Annotated in this window: 8 protein-coding genes and 1 riboswitch; of the genes, 3 read left to right on the top strand and 5 right to left on the bottom strand. The window is 45.8% G+C overall.

Features of this window, described 5'->3' with window-relative positions; all coding sequences use genetic code 11:
- Positions 1-147: 147 nt before the first annotated feature.
- Genes KNO86_RS06425 through KNO86_RS06415 form a run of 3 tightly spaced genes read right to left on the bottom strand, consistent with a single transcriptional unit; the run spans position 148 to position 4,683 of the window.
- Positions 148-1,476, bottom strand: a complete 1,329-nt coding sequence (locus tag KNO86_RS06425) for a PDDEXK-like family protein (RefSeq protein ID WP_214694258.1) — start codon at positions 1,474-1,476, stop codon at positions 148-150.
- Positions 1,477-1,492: 16 nt separating this feature from the next.
- Positions 1,493-2,977, bottom strand: coding sequence for a hypothetical protein (locus KNO86_RS06420; RefSeq protein WP_214694256.1), 1,485 nt, complete (start codon positions 2,975-2,977; stop codon positions 1,493-1,495).
- Positions 2,978-2,994: 17 nt separating this feature from the next.
- Entirely contained in the window at positions 2,995-4,683 is a 1,689-nt protein-coding gene (locus KNO86_RS06415) for a hypothetical protein (protein ID WP_214694254.1), read from the bottom strand.
- Positions 4,684-5,077: 394 nt separating this feature from the next.
- A riboswitch (cyclic di-GMP riboswitch) is annotated at positions 5,078-5,154 on the top strand.
- Between the two features lie 13 nt (positions 5,155-5,167).
- Here KNO86_RS06415 and KNO86_RS06410 point away from each other — a divergent pair.
- From KNO86_RS06410 to KNO86_RS06400, 3 genes are all read left to right on the top strand, one after another.
- Entirely contained in the window at positions 5,168-5,935 is a 768-nt protein-coding gene (locus KNO86_RS06410; RefSeq protein WP_214694252.1) for a transglutaminase-like domain-containing protein, read from the top strand.
- A gap of 116 nt (positions 5,936-6,051) precedes the next feature.
- Complete coding sequence (locus KNO86_RS06405; protein WP_214694250.1) at positions 6,052-11,757, top strand: SpaA isopeptide-forming pilin-related protein; 5,706 nt, start codon at positions 6,052-6,054, stop codon at positions 11,755-11,757.
- Positions 11,758-11,878: 121 nt separating this feature from the next.
- Positions 11,879-13,063 (top strand): transglutaminase domain-containing protein, encoded by a 1,185-nt coding sequence (locus KNO86_RS06400; protein ID WP_214694248.1) that lies wholly within the window; start codon positions 11,879-11,881, stop codon positions 13,061-13,063.
- 150 nt (positions 13,064-13,213) lie between these two features.
- Here the strand turns inward: KNO86_RS06400 and KNO86_RS06395 are convergent, their stop codons facing one another.
- Both KNO86_RS06395 and KNO86_RS06390 read right to left on the bottom strand, forming a co-directional pair.
- Positions 13,214-15,259: a cellulose biosynthesis cyclic di-GMP-binding regulatory protein BcsB gene (locus KNO86_RS06395; RefSeq protein WP_214694246.1), complete on the bottom strand. Its 2,046-nt coding sequence runs from the start codon at positions 15,257-15,259 to the stop codon at positions 13,214-13,216.
- Positions 15,260-15,272: 13 nt separating this feature from the next.
- Positions 15,273-16,520 (bottom strand): glycosyltransferase family 2 protein, encoded by a 1,248-nt coding sequence (locus KNO86_RS06390; RefSeq protein WP_214694244.1) that lies wholly within the window; start codon positions 16,518-16,520, stop codon positions 15,273-15,275.
- Positions 16,521-16,522: the final 2 nt, after the last annotated feature.

The raw sequence follows: 16,522 nt of genomic DNA, 5'->3' as shown, positions 1-16,522 counted from the left end.
CTTTAAATTCATTTGGTATAAGCTCGACATGAGTGGATTGAACTAAATCTTAGTAAACTTTATAAATTGCGGACGGTATATCGGTTTGGGGTGGAGTGACAATAAGACCATTGAACTTGCTTATGACAAGTTCGATGGTCTTTCGTGTTACGTGCGGACAGTATATAAATCTGTTAAGACTTTCGTCACGGTAGTATTGACCGAATGAAATGCCTTGGTGTTAAGGAGTGATGTCATAGCATTTGTGATGATGGTGGCATTCGTCCAATCGGAAACATCGATTGTGTCTGTATAGATCCGAGTAAACTTTTTCCCTTCCTGTTTCCCTGATTTCCAAAACGAGATGTTTTTCGCTTCGAGTGCTTCCAGGAGCGGAAGGCGTTCTGCATAATCAATCGGACCAACCTCGACGTAAAGTTTGAGACGTTTACTACCTTTCCGTTCAAACCAGATAATTAATCCATAATTGAGCCAATAGCGCTTCAATTGATCCATCTGTTCCAAGCCGGTTAGCCAATCGTTCATGACAAAGTGAGGAACACGGGAATGAGCCGAATATGTTGTTATCCCTTGTTCTTTCACAAACTCTAGAAATGCTTGTCGTACGAGGTCGCTTCCGGTTTTGAAGATATAGTCGATTGTCTGACACTTTCGATTATAGATCAGATGTAAGTGATGTTTAATCTCATCGTCGAAAGTAGCGAGCGTTTTCACCGCTTGGCGAAGTTCGACTTGTTTTTGTTTCGACGGATTGGCATTGGCGTACAGTAAGTGAATGGCAGACGCATAGTCTTGATACAGTTGAAGAGCCGTTTCCATCGTCTTTTCATCGTCGACGAGGCGTTCTTCGAGCAGGGCAACATAGTATGATAAGAAGTCATGAATGTTATTCGCAATCGTCGCTTTATTCAGTGTGAGTTCTTGTTTGATAATGTGGAGTACGTCTTCATATGTCAGCATCCAATATGCATCGTGCGACGGTGTATCACCTGACAAAGTCAAAAAGACAGGGAGGATGTTCCATTTAGGATAATGTTTCTTGGCGCTCGTTAAATAACGAGCCAATTGACCTGTTGATTCAACTGCATGTACTTTATTTTCAATCAGTAGGACGATGTTCAGCGTTGGGATTTCAATAAGTAAATCGACTGCCCCATGCCCATTGGTAGACCATTCGCGATGGACGACGATGTCAGATAGTGACGCGTGAGCGAATGATAAGTAAGGAAATGCGTCGATTTTATCATCGTTATCGGCTCTCGTCACAAGATTCATGAGTACTTTTCGTAAGAAAAAGCTTCCTAGTCGATGGTTTTCGTTCGGATCGAATAGCCAAGCGAGAACATTCGAATGGCGAATCTCGTATTTTGCGACGCGAAGCACTTTGAACGGATTGAACTCATTGAATTGTTGATTGAGCATATTGAATTCTGGCGTATTTTCAAGTTGTAGGATGGTATCGAGTGAGTAATTCATGTATTCTCCTTAAAAATCAGTTTTCACCACTGAGTTTTTTCCATTCTTGCTCAAGATGAGCATCGACCGCTTTCCAGTCGTAAACGTCTTCGCCAAGCACATGCTTCAACTCTTGCATCGAGGCGAACGCGAAGCGGCTCCATGCTACATAGTTCAAGCGTGTCGCAAATAAAATGGGTACGTTGCCACTTCGAATATATGCATCCATCCCGTCGGTCAAACATAAAGCGCCGTGCCCGACGAGTAGCATTTTCCGAAGTGTCGGCTTGTTGCCGACTGGAATCGAGGCGAGCCATCCGTTTTTATGATAGAAAAGACTCTTTAATCCCCAAAGTAAACGGATGATGAGCTCATTAAAGATGACGGGTACAGACATCGCGACACCGTGACGAGCATCGTACCCACGCTCGAACACTTTTGTTGAGAAGTCAGCGAAGGAGAGGGTCTTCCCATTATGTGAAACTTGCCCGAAGTCGGCGAATTGGAACAGCTCGAAAAACGGGAGCGGAATTCCGGCGCCGCGACGACCATTATCGTGTCCGCGCACACCACTCGAACCAGACACGTCAGATAAGAGATGACCGAACCAGTTGGCAAACCCAGCAAACAGTTTAGCCAGTAAGTTACCACCTTGTAGCTTTTGCGTACCATCCTCTTTCGGCTCGAGCCGAAGCAGGCGACCATCTGATACGAAGCTTGCTTTCCCTGTGAACTGATCCAAAATCGAGAAAAATAAGCCGATGATGTCCGGAGCGTGGGCGAGCGACTTCAAATGGTGGTCTGATGGACGCATATTGAGCGTCGCTTCACCCATCTTCAAATCTTTTGCGTAACGTGCGTCATAGTTCACTTTAAAGCGTCGTTCCAAAAAACCGATAGCACTCGCAATCGAATCGGGTTGCTTGCGAAGGTTCGCCCCGTTCTTCTTGTCTTGTTTCCAGACGAGATTCGCAAATTTGATGACGACGTTGTCGACCTTTTTATCCGACCAACTTCGAAGTTTACTATCGGTCGGGGAGCCGACGAAGAAGCTGTCGATTAGTCCTGCAACAAGACCGCTGAAGGACGCAATCATGTAATCAAAACGGTCGCATTCTGCTTCCTTCAGCAAGAAATCTTCTTTGAACGTTTTCGCCAAATCATGCCGCTGTCGTGCCGTCAAAAGATGGGCGAACGGGTCGTCGAGTCCTAACACGTCATGACGAGTCACGTATGAATCGAGATTCGTTAAGTAGAGATCCCATGAAACGTCCGAGACTTGCACTGATTCGAGGTCCTCGAATGTCGGGACGGCTAATGGCGCCAACTGAGATGTGGCTGTTTGTGGCATCTGGCCATTCATCAGTCGCATCATGTCCTCGAATAAGTTGTCGAGCGCTACCGATTGAGCGTCCTGCGTGTCTTCAAGTTGATTCAAATGGGTATGGATGTCGCCTAGACGTTGCTCAGCCTTCGCCGCTTGGTGTTGTTGGACGAGTAAAGCTTTTGCTTTATCTATCATTTCTTGATCTGATCGGTTCATTTGTCACCGAAGACGTTCTTCACGAGACGCTTCGCCCCACCTGTCACTTCAGCCAGACCACCGCCGGACATCTCAAAGTAGCCAATCGCTTGAAGGGACTCATGTAACTGTTCCAACTCTTCTAAGGCGAGTGTCTCTTTTAAGATGAGCTCTTCCTCGGTACTGAACGTCAAATCATCGAGTTGAATCGGTTGTGGCGTATAGCATGAGTAGACGTATTCGCGTAGTTTCTGATATGTCGGTTTCGAAGTCAATTCGTCCAATCGGATTGTGCTCAGTTTTGGAGGTAACTGCGTGATGATTTGTTCTTTTTGAGAGTGGACTTGTTTGTCTGCACTAAACTGGGCACTCTGACTGAGCATCTGCAACATATTTGATAACTCATTTATTTTTGCTGAGTTGGCGTTTCCTTGTTGAATCGCGACAACGAGTCGGTTTGAGATTTCATTAATGTCCTCGAGCAGGTAGTTGAGCGTTTGTTGCGTGTTGCGGATGATGGCTTGCAACATAAATTCGCGCTGCTTGTTATTCTCGATATCTTTCATGCCGGTGATTTTCTTCAATCCTTGATACGTGCCGACACCAATGACGACCAATACACCGATACCCGTGAACATGCTCGAGAAGCCGAGCAGTCCGCCCATACCAAGCGAGGCGAGACCAGACGTCAATCCGGCGGCACTCAATCCGACGACCGACCCTGACAAATAAATAGCTGTAAGGGGAACACCGACAGCGGCGGCTTTCGCTGCCAAATCTTTCATCGACTTGGCGATTTCTGAGTCGTTTTTACGGAACGTCAAAATATCTTCGTCGCTTTGAATGGCACTTGAAATGAGTTCAATCTCTTCACGCGAAATGGATAGAACTTCCTTCAATTCTTCAAGAAATTTATTTTCAAACCAAGCCGAGAGTGGACGCTTTAATTTGAATAAATAAAGTAAGTCTTTGAATAACGATTTTTCGACTATGGAGAAATCGATGGTCGTCGACAAATCGCGTAACTCATCAATTAAAGTCATCGTCGGAGTGTGCTCGTCAGGATTACTCAAATAACCTCGGAGCTGTAAACGATAGTCGGAACTGAGGTGAATGCGGGTGACGAGCGACATGAGTTCGCTATATTCTTGCGCATCGATTTGATTGTCGTCGAAGAACGTGAAGTTGGATAAGACTTTCAAATACGTAAGCTTATATGATTCCGGTAAGTCGGCGAGTGGCGTCACTTGAGAAACGTTGACGAGCTCATCTTCTTTATCTTTCAAAGCGGCAATTCCGTTCAATAGTTCGACGACGCCTTCGACGTTATACGTCGCAAGTTTATCCGATAGACTGTAATCGAATTCTTCGGTATGCATGACAATGTGTACTTTTTCTTTTCGCTTATCATTTTTATATGTCACTTCACGGTCCAAATCAACACGCTGCAACTCTTTGTAGTAGACGCAAATCGGTTTTTCGAGCAACGGTTTGAAGTAGAAGCGATCCCCTAAAAACAGCATGCCTTCTTTACCGCTCTTAAAAAGTGTCGAGTCGTACAAGGCAACGACATGTTCCGGGAGCGCATCCTCAGCGTAATTCTTAATAGCTGCATTCAACTTTTTATCAGGTATATTCGGTGCGATATGCGTCCCGTCACCGAGTAGTGTGTATGCGTACTCTTTCAAATATGTATTAATATTCATCAGGCAACACCTTCCATATTCTGTTTATAAAGTTATTATATACTTATACATGATTTGGAGTTGAGAAAATATTTTAACTGGTAAAACAAATGGAGTTTGTACATGAACTCTTTGTCTCTATATTAGAATCGGCTTATATGTAGTAACAGCGCTGAACAGAGAAAAAGCACTGTACGATGAACTAAACCATATCGATGAACGCTCCATAAACCAATCGTTTCTCGCAAAGTATGCTGACGGTATCGAAAAATCTTTATGATCAAGGAAGTTCATCTCCCGAGAGGTCGAGTTTTTCTTTAGGTATAAAGACTTAAAGTAAATATCCATTCCCCTGAATCACAAAAAGATTAAGAGGTTCAATATACCTATATGCTAAATTAGTCATGTAAGACTTCACTGATAATGGCAAAACTATGCGAAAGCTAGTGACGCAAAGCTAAAGGGCCTTTAACATGGCAGCCAGTTTCCAAAGGAGGTTCGTCTCATGAAGAAATTCTTCACGGGGATGTTGGTATTGTTGTTCGCTTTGATTGTGTTGCGACCTGCCGCCGTAGATGCGGCGAGTACGCGTGTCGATACACGGACGGGGAAAGTTGACGTGTATATCTCGAGCCAAGACAAAGGCTCATTCAAGTTAGAGATTCGACAAGGCAAGCAGGTTCGCTATCATGATGTCTACAAGGGGAAAAATCATTTCAATTTAAACTATGGGAACGGGGATTATACATTCGCGCTCTATCAGTCATCGGATGGCAAGCGCTATAAGCGCATCAGCCTCCTTCAGAAAACGGTCCGTCTTACTCATTCATCGGCACCGTATCTCCATTCGACTCAAAACGTTTCCATCGATCATGTGACGTCGCGCCTCGCTTCGTCGCTGTCACGTTCATCCTACTCCACTTCACAGCAAACGCTCGTGACAAGCCGTCATGTCGGCAAGACCATTGCCTATGACTATAAAAAACTCACTAAACTCACTTCTACGTATTTGCCTGATCACGCGACAACGTTACGGACGAAACGTGGGATTTGCTATGACTTCGCTTCGTTGAATGCAGCACTTCTACGCGCGCAAGGCATTCCGACCCGTCTTGTCATGGGTTCCGCAAAGGGAGTGACGGGGTATCATGCTTGGAATGAAGTATTTATTAGTGGAAAGTGGCGCATCATTGATGTGACACGGGATGTGACGGAGAAACGTACGACGACGTTCCGTAGCGCCTCTGACTATCGTGCCTCAATCTATTACTGAACAATGACCAAGGTCCCTTCTTGAGAAGGCGGCCTTTTTTTGGTGTGTTCTTTGAGGCGAGTCTCCTTGTTCCACGTTTGTGATGTCTACAAACAAAGACACAGGAGGAAACGTACATGAAACGATGGTTATCCATTGTCTTGACCGTCTTGCTTGTCGTACAGCCGTTCGCTGTAACTGAACTTGCATATGCGGAAGGAACGGTTGATTCTTCCCAAACAGAGAGCACGGAAGAATCGAACCAATTGCTTGATGAGTCATCTGGAGAAGCGACTCCGGATGCCACCTCACCCGGAGAAGGAGAAACGTCTTCGGAAACGACTCCGACACTTCCGAATGAGAGTGATCCGGAGATAGAAACCGCACCACCGGTTCAACCGAGCGAGGAAGGTGGAGAAACACCAGCTCCAGATGAGCCGAAATCTGGAGAACCGGTAGCGGATCAAAAAGCTTCGAAGGAAGCAGTGCTCGACATCGAGGATGAAATCTTGACCGATTATGTAGTGACCGAGACGACAGAGACCGGGGGGACGGTAGATGTCGTCACGACGGATTCAATCGTCAAAATTGACTACAATTGGGCGCTTGCGAACGGACATCCATATGGAGAAGGATCGACGTACCGATTCCAAATCCCAGAGCAGCTCAAGATGTATCGCGCCGTGACGAACCAACCGTTGAACTTTATCGACGAGGGTGAAACAAAGTCGATGGGCTTATTCAACGTTGATGTGAATGGTAACGCGACAATCGTCTTCAATGAAAATGTGACACAGTTTTCAAATATCGGAGGCAAGCTTCAAGTGCTCACGCAAGTGAAGCAAACGACGACCGTCACGGAAGAGAACACAGTCGTCATCACACCGATTCAAGATCAACAGTCTTATACGCTTGAAGTCGGTGTACCCGCACCGGCGAGAGACATTTCAAAAAATGTCGTTCCAAACCGTGTATATAATCCAGAATCATTGACGTGGACTGTCGAGCTAAACAAAGGACTCAAAGCAATCACGGATGCGAAGATGATTGATGCGATTCCGACGGGGCTAAGTTACTTACCAAAGACGTTACGTGTCGAGCGTTTGGTGATCGACATGTCTGGAAACGTGACGGGAGCAGAACCTTATATCGGATTCACGACGAGTTATGAAAACCAAGAGCTCATCGTATCGCTTGGTGACACGAAGAACGCATACCGTATCACGTTCGACACAGATATTACGGATGAAGAAAAGGCGAGCTTCTTGAACACGGCGAACTTAGTTGGCGAGAAGTACAGCACGCTTCCGGCGACAGCTACGGCAACCGTGAAGCGTGGTGTTGAACTCGAGAAGAGTTCACCGGGCTATGTGGATAGTACCCAAACGATTCGATGGCAATCGAAAATCAACTATCGTCAAAAAGAGTTGACGAATTTGACGGTGACCGACTACTTTACAGACACCCACAAGCTATCGAAGTTGGAGTTATATGAAATCCAATTGGATGCGAACGGGAAAGAGGCGTCGCGTACGAAAGTCGACGTGACACCGACCGATCTCGCTAAGCCAGGGTTTGAAGGATTCACATTTGAGTTGGGTCAAAATAAAACGGCTTACTTGCTTCTCTATGAAACGACAGCCAAAGACCGTCAATTTGAAGCAGGTAAGGTAGACAATACAATCACAGTCGGCCAGTTCACGGACGGAGCTAGTCGTGGGACAAATCAAGCCGTCTTGCGAAAAGGTCATGACGCTCCGAACTACAATACGGAGACGATCAAGTGGAAAGTCAATATCAACCGTGACCAGAAAGTCATGAACAATGCCGTTTACACGGATGTATTCACGAACGGTGGTCTCACGTTAAAACCTGAGACGATCGAGATTAAAGAGACAGGAACGAGTAAAAAGCTTAGCCTTGGCACAGACTATACGGTCGATGAGACGGTGGCCGACGGGAAGAAAGGATTTATCATCACTTTCAATCAATCGCTCACAGTCGCTTATGATTTGTCATACGTCACATCGTTTGACTATGTTCAGCGTGATGACAAATCAATTCAAGAGTTGCGTAACCAAGCGACCATCGATTGGAAAGAGTCCGACGAGTCTGAGCGCTCGATTACGGTGAAAGATCAATTCAAGCCTTCGAAGTATTCTCGTGAGAATGGATTCAAAGGTGGCACGTATCATGCGGTGAATAAAGAGATCACATGGTCGCTCGGCGTGAACTTCCATGAATACGAGACGACAGACTTGAAAGTGATCGACACGTGGTCTCCAGGCCAGACACCTATCAAAGATTCATTGCGTGTCATCCCGATTGAACGAGGGTCTGGACAGGACTCATACCGAGAAATCGGGGAGCCGCTCGAAACGAGTGAGTATACGCTCTCGTGGGACGAGGAAAACAACACATTCACGCTTACTGTAAACGGAACGACACAACAAGCGTATGTCATCGTTTATAAAACCTCTCTCGCAGATCAAGTGACGAAGCCTACTTATACGAACGAGGCGGTCGTCACGATTGACGGGTTAGAGCCCGATCGATTGAGCGCATCCGTATCTGTTCAATTCGGTGGCCAACACATTGGGAAAATGGGGACACAAGATGACACGCTCATCAAATGGACCGTCCCAATCAACTACGGACAATCGACATTGGACAATGTCGTCATCACGGATACGCCTTCTGACAACCAAGAGCTGCTTCATTACGAGTACGAGGTCGACGATGAGAAGGTTGTAGACACGAGTATCGTCGTCTATGAGACAACTGTAGACGCAAAAGGGAATGTTACGCAGACGAACACGGTTGTCCCATCTTCAGACTACGATATCGTCAAAAACGAAGACGGTGGGTTCTCGTTGTCATTTAAGAAGACAATTGATCGCCCTTACGTCCTCACGTATGAGTCGCTCATCCTAGCAGCGGTCGGTGATCGCATCTCTAACGAAATTACAATGACTGCCGATCAAATTGAGGTCGAATCGGAGAAGCGTCAATCAAGCGTCACCGTTCGTTTAACGACTGGATTCGGGTCCGCTTCGGGTGAGCTTGGTGATTTGGTCATTCAAAAACAAGATGCCGACACACAAGCCTCATTACAAGGAGCCGAGTTCGTCTTGAAACTCGGAGAGCGCGTCATTCGCCGAGGTGAGACGGACGCTACAGGAACGCTCACGTTCGAACGACTTCTTTACGGAAAATACTCACTTGAAGAAGTGAAAGCTCCAAACGGATACGTTCATTTCAACAAGGCAAAAACGGTTGAAGTATCCGGTAAAAAAGAAGATGAAAAATTTGAATCGATCATCGTGACCAATCAAAAGGTTCGTCAAGACGTCACGTTGACGAAATACTCAGACTCGACGGCAGGGAACGTGTTACAAGGCGCGACATTCGCACTGTACAAACGAGCTGTCGCACCAGAGCTAGAAGACACGTTGATCTTGACGAAACAAACGGATGAGTCAGGTATCATCTCTGTCGAAAACTTGCTTCCGGGGAACTATTATTTCCTTGAAACGATTGCCCCAGGACATCATTTGCTTGATGACAAAACGGAGCATGGATTCGAAATCAAGGAAAACCAGTTGCAACCAACACTCGTGAGTGTCACGAACCAACCGTTCAAATCCATCGAACTGAAGAAAGTCGACTGGAAAGGTTCGATTCTCACATTGAACGATGACAAGAAGGTTGCAGAGTTTAACCTTGTTCTCGTAAAGGATGAAAAGGAAACGGTTCTTCGAGAAGGGTTGAAGGTTGGATTGAATGAGACGTTGCTCATTGAAGACCTTGACCTCGGTGAATATAAACTCGTCGAAACGAAAGCACCGGACGGTTATATCCTCCCAGAAAATCGTGAAGTCGGAACATCATTCCACATCACGCTCGAGAGTCCGAAACGTCAGCAAGTCGTCGTGAAAAACGAGACGATGAAGACGGTTAAACTGATTAAAGTGGATCAGGATAACAAAACAAAAGTTCTTGAAGGGGCGAAATTTGAGCTCTTGAATGACAAAAAAGAAGTCATTCGTGAAAATATCGTGACCGGTGAAGATGGAACGGTCACAGTAGACCGTCTTGATATCGGGACGTACTACTTCAGAGAAGTAGAGGCACCTATTGGCTATATTCAAGACGCTACACTACAATCGTTTGACGTAAATTACGGGGATGATGGCGTGCAGTCGGTCACCGTGATGAACGAGCAACAAAAAGCTGTGCGTCTCGTGAAGACAGATGCCACATCTGGCGCTACATTAGCCGATGCGACATTCTCTCTCTTCCATAAAGATGATACACTCGTTCAAAAAGGGTTGAAGACTGATGGAAACGGAGAGATTTATGTCGACCAGTTAAATCCGGGCGAGTATTATTTCCGTGAAACGTCAGCGCCAGGCGGTTATATGTTGGACTCGAAAAAGTACCCGTTCACGCTCGTTCGCGGAACAAATGACGTCGTCTTGGTCGAAGCGACGAATGACCCATATAAAGCCGTCCAGATGACGAAAGTCGATTCGGAGTCTGGCGAACGACTCGCGGGTGCCACATTCAAACTTGTCGATGAACTAGGAAATCTGGTTCGTGAAGAGCTCGTGACGGATGAACGTGGTGAGATTTATGTTGGAGGCCTCACGCCGGGAACATACGCGTTCATTGAAACGAAAGCGCCGGCAGGTTACTTGTTAGATTCGAAAGAGCAACCATTCAGCGTGTTCGCTCTTCAATCAGTGCCATCGACATTGACGGTGACGAACGAACAGAAAAAAGCCGTCCGCCTCACGAAGACAGACCAAGCAACGAGCGCGTTACTCCCAGGGGCGACATTCAACTTGCTTGACGCATCGGGAGAGGTGATTCAAGAAAACCTCGTCACAGATGCGAATGGTGAGATTTACGTTCGCGATTTAGAGCCGGGCACGTATTCGTTCGTCGAGACGAACGCGCCGGCAGGATATATATTGGATGAAACAGCGCATACGTTCACAGTCGTGCGCGGTACGAATGAAGTCATTGCCATCAATGTGACCAATGACCCGTATAAGACAGTCCGTCTGACGAAAGTAGACGGAGAAACGAACAAACCACTCGCCGGTGCGACGTTTGATTTGGTGGATGCTGACGGATTGATCATTCAAAAAGGACTCGTCACGGATGCATCCGGTTTGATTGAAGTCAACAACCTCAAGACGGGGGACTATGTCTTCAAGGAAACGAAAGCACCGGCAGGATATATGCTCGACGAGACGAAACATACCTTCACGTTCAAAGAAGGCGATGTGTCACAATCATTGACCGTCGAGAATCAACGCATCAAGTCGTTGCTCATTCAGAAAGTGGATGACACAACGAAAAAACCGTTGAAAGGTGCAACATTCGACGTGCTTGATGAGACAGGTAAACGTGTCGCGACGGTGACAACGAATGCATCGGGTGAAACGAACGTAACAAACCTTGCGCTCGGTATGTACACTGTTGTGGAAACGAAAGCACCGATTGGTTACCTTCTTGATGAGACGCCGCAGCCGGTTCGTTTTGAGGCAGGTAAAAACGATACGGTGACACTCATCATCGAAAACACGATGGATCCTGACTACGAATTTGGAGATTCAGAAATTCCGGGTGGCTCAGGAACCGGTGATTCAGGTACGGATCCGGACGTGACGTTTGAAGAGGATGATGTTCCGACAGGAGCCGGTAAGCCGTCTATGACAGACCGGCTTCCGTTCCTTGGGACAAATCCTTCGAATGGTCTATGGATTGGATTGCTCTTACTACTAGTCGGAGCTGGATTCATCTGGTCGGCGAGAAAACGAAAAACCGCATGATGGAACAGGCTTTGCGCGATGATGAATGCGCAGAGCCTGTTTTTGTCTAGTTGATGTAAATTTAGATACTATTATGGGCTATAATGACAATTGAAGTGACTACTAGTGTGAAGGTGGATCTATGAGTCCAGTGATGATTGGAACGGCTTTGTTATTGATTTGTTTACCTTTGGGTTGTCTGTTAGGCATGCGCGCCTTTCAGATGTTTCGGATTCATACGCGATTACGTGCAGGCTTGTTCTCGGTCCGTCATGCGTTACGTGCTGCGAAACATCACCCTGGTCGTCAGTTTGACATACTCGATCCCATTTATCGTGGTGTCATTTTTCAGCTCAACGGAAGGAATTTGATGAAGCGCCCTCAACTCGAGCAAGCCGTCCATGACGAGCTGAATCGTGTGTTGAAATATGGATGGTTGTCTTCCCTGGCTCTTGTCGGAAGATGGGCGCTTGCGATGATTTTTTTCGGAATTGCCAGCGTGAGTGGGAATATCGTCGCGCAAGAAACGAAGTCGTTTGACGTGGCGAACTGGTTTGGTCCACAACACGTCGAAAGTGAGACGACCGTGCTCGGTAAGACGTTCAAACTCCCATACGAGATTGATTCAGCCGAAACGCTCGGGACGGCTATCGCCTATCATATGACCCGCTTCGATGAGACATTCACGACTCCCTACACAGGGGAGACGGGAGACATGCAACAGACGATGGACGCGGCGTGGGAATGGATTGAGCGACATCACATCTATGTGTATCGCCTCTCACGTGGAGGGGAAACAAAATGGATCGAGCAGAATGGCGTCTTCAACTTAAAGATGAAACTGAACTACGACATGACGGCTTCCGAGGCCGCACAAGTACAAGAACGCGTCAACGAAGTGATTCGCGACATGCCGCGTGATTTGGACGAGGTCGGCAAGGTCAAATACGTGAACGACTATGTCGTCTCGCACACTGCCTATAATCTAGATAGTCTGGCCAGTCCATATACGCCGTATTCGATCTTGTTCAACGGGGAAGGGGTGTGTGAAGGCTATGCACTGACGACGCTTTTATTGTTAGAGGCGGCAGGCATCGAAGCACGTTATATTTCTGGGGAGGTCGCAAGCGGTCTCCATGCGTGGAACCTCGTTCGAGTGAACAACGAATGGTACCATCTCGATACGACGTGGAACGACCCGGTCCCGAACCAGCCTGGGAATGGCCGGACGGATTATTTCCTTATCTCGGACGCAACGCTTCGCGCGGACCATACATGGGAATTCGGTCGTTACCCCGTGACAGCCACGCAAAATATTCAATTGTGAGAGCGAAAGGTGATTCCTTTCGCTTTTTTCATACGAAAAGGACCGATCGTTTAATCGGTCCTTTGACTATTCAGGAGTTGACCACATCAGGCGATTGGTCCCTCTTGTAGGATAATTCATGATTTTGTGAAAAGGGTGTTTTCTACATCTTTAAGTGATTTTTTTATTGCGTCGCATATAGAGTAGGATGATGATAATCAATCCGATTAACACGATGAATCCGACGAAGTACCATTTCGAATCGACAGAAATCGATGATTGTTCATCGGATGTCGCATTTGCATTTGAGTTCTCACTAGCCACACTCGAGCTATTCGTAAAAATAGATCCATTCTGGTTTTTTACCGCCACACTAAACGTCTCGCTCGGAAAAGAAAGTGTTTGAATCAAGTTCGGGTCGATTGCATCTTTGGTGGAAACAACAATCATCGCCTTGTCCTCGTTCCATGGAGAGGGCTGAATCCAAGCAAATTCGGAAGACGTCTCTGGGATGAAACCATACTGTGCCAAATCAATTTGCTCGTCCTTCGTGACAATCCAATTTTCTTTTTGTTCATTGAACAAAGGGCTTTCCTCTGGATTTCCAATAAAGAAAATCGAACGATTGCTCACCATTTCTTCAGTCACTTCGCTAGAACGAACGAATTCGACTTGTTCTGTCAAAGGTGTGATCGGTAAGCCACTCATGACGTCTGCCATGTTTTGCAATGATTTCTCGTTCGCTTCATCCGGAACAACGAACAAGATGCCAGAATCCATCGTGAAGAGGCTGGCCATATTTAAAAAGACCTCATTATTTGCCTGTCCACTGTTCACGGGTAACTTGACTTGACTGTCACTCGAAACGAAAATCCAACGATCTAAATCACTTGCGTTACATGGTGCCTCTGAGCGCAATCCGTTTGCCTCAAATGATACATCTAAGAACGTTGCTTTTTTAAGTGTCGAAGCATCAACACGGATGACATGATGTCGCCATTCGTCATCGGTCTCCATGTCTGTTAAAGGAATTGAATGAGGAATACCGTTTACCCATGCAATCAATTCAGGCGAGAGGGCACCTTCTCGTTCCGCTACTAAATTTTCTGAGGCTTTGAAACGCACATCTAGCTCAACTACGGATTGCTTATCGATAACAGGGAGTGGATAAAAGTAGTTCGGACTAACGGCTTGACTCCCGCTTAACATCAAATCTGAGGCACCAAGTGTACGTAAATTAATCGTATCTCCGCTCTTTTGAATGGACGGTGCGCTCGTTAATATCAATTGTTCCCCGTTCAGTTGCTGCCGTTGTTGGACGAGCAATAGATGGTCTAACGTTCCTTCGAAAGCATCAGCATTTTCAGCGAGTACAAACATTGCATCAGCGGATTTTCCATCACTCACAAGACGGGCTTGTTCAAACAAAACTTCTTCATTTTTAGGGAGTGTCTTTAATTCTTGAATAAAATCTTTGACGGGACCATTGAAGGAGTCCGTTTGACCTACGAAAACGTAACGACCATCTAATGACTTTACCTGTTCTTCATATTGAAGGGTCACATAATCTGGATCGGTCGCATCGCCCTTTAATTGTCTGTAAAGAAGAAGACCTGCTTCTAATGAATCTATTTTAGGTGAACTCGGAAGAACAACGGTTAACTTTTGATTTGTCGTCTGAGTGAACGGATTGGGATAGTCATTTAAGGATAGTTCAGCCTTGTTTCCGACTGAAACAAAACTAGATGGCCGAACGGTTAACCAACTTCCCGATGTATTCCCGGTATCACACATCCGCCCCTCTATAATTCCTGTGAATCGAACTGTCACTTCATGTGTGCCTTTTGTTAAATGCTGATTTTGTAGAGGTACTTTCACATTTCCTTGCGAAGTTTTCTTCGTCAACGCTACTGATTTCAATGGTTCACCATCAACATCGATTGTAAGGGCTGAGGGCGGGATCAATAATTCAGAATGCACCCAGTCAAGTGATAAGTATTTCGCTGAACCAGCTGTCTCGTCACCCACCATCGTGTATGTATATGTCCGTGAAGAGGTCTCCCCGGGCAACACGTCATCATTTGTTGTCAGCAGACGCCCACCGATATCACTTGTTGATACGATTGGTAGAGATGAAGGGATACTGCTTGCGGCTTGAGCAGAAGTTGTCGATAAAATCAAAAGCGTACTTAGTAAATACGGCATGTAAGGTTTCATAGTGTGCTCCTCTTTAGTCGAAACGGTCTGTTTTGTACCATTTGACTTCTTGATTGAATACTATACGTTTTGTTTCAAGATAGAGTGAATAAATGACAAGTAAAATCCAAAGTTGGCTATATGTGAAGTACATCAAAATCACGGTGAAAAAGTTTTGTACGTTGAATTCAGAACGCTCGATACTGAGTGTGACAAATACTTCGGTCACAAATAGCAAAAAGGCGAGAATCCATAAGATGAGTGTGATGTTTCCGACTTCAAGACCGATATCGATAAACAAATTAATGATGAATAAACTGTTCGAGAGAATGACTCCAAAGAAGAACAGGAAGTAAGTGAAGAAGAAGTAAATAATGTCGAACACGATTTTTTTTCGCTTCAATGAAAACAGCTGACTCATGAATTTTAGAACTACATACTGATTTCCACGAGCCCATCGTGTTCGTTGTTTCCACCAAACGTTAAGTGTCTGAGGCTCCTGTTCCCAAGTAATCGCAGCAGGGAAGAAACGAATGTGCCATCCGAGCTCATAAACACGAATGGTTAGTTCTGTATCTTCCGCAAGTGCAGCTTCATCCCATCCCCCCAGTTCTTCGATGATCGAGCGACGGATTGCAAAGTTTGTTCCAGGGATTGTTGCGATATTGAACCATTTCCATCTACCGGCTTGAGCCATCCATTGAAAACAAATCGTTTCAATGTTGATTAAACGAGTGAGAAGTGTCTCATACGCATTTGTCACTCGGAATTTCCCTACGACCGCACCAGCTTTCGGATCATTCAATAATCCCATGACTAAATGATAGACACTGTCTTTTTCAGGTGTATTATCAGCATCATAGACAACAATCACATCTCCGGTAGACTGAGTTAATCCATAGTTAAGGGCAGATGATTTCCCTTTCCCTGCATACGCGGGTGTAGTTTGTACGACATGGATGAAGTCGTACTTGTCTGCGAACTCTTGAGCGATTTCGCCCGTTCGATCTGACGAGTTGTCATTAATTAATATGACTTCAAGTTTGTCATGCGGGTAGGCGATTCGTGACATCGCTCGTAAAGTCGCGGCTACCACAACAGCTTCGTTATGAGCCGGAATCAAAACAGAGACTTTTGGTAAGTCTTGCATATGCTTTGACCATTCAGGGATAGGATTTCGAAATGTTATGAAGTGCCAAAACCCACCTTGCATTAAAAACATATGGTATAAAAGCATCACCCAAATCATGACGAGTGAAAATAAGAAGAGTATGTTTGCCATGA

The sequence above is a fragment of the Exiguobacterium sp. s160 genome, from assembly GCF_018617575.1.
Classification (GTDB): Bacteria; Bacillota; Bacilli; order Exiguobacteriales; family Exiguobacteriaceae; genus Exiguobacterium; species Exiguobacterium aestuarii_A.
Note: the sequence above shows the minus strand (reverse complement) of the source record. Positions and strands in the feature narration are given on the sequence as shown.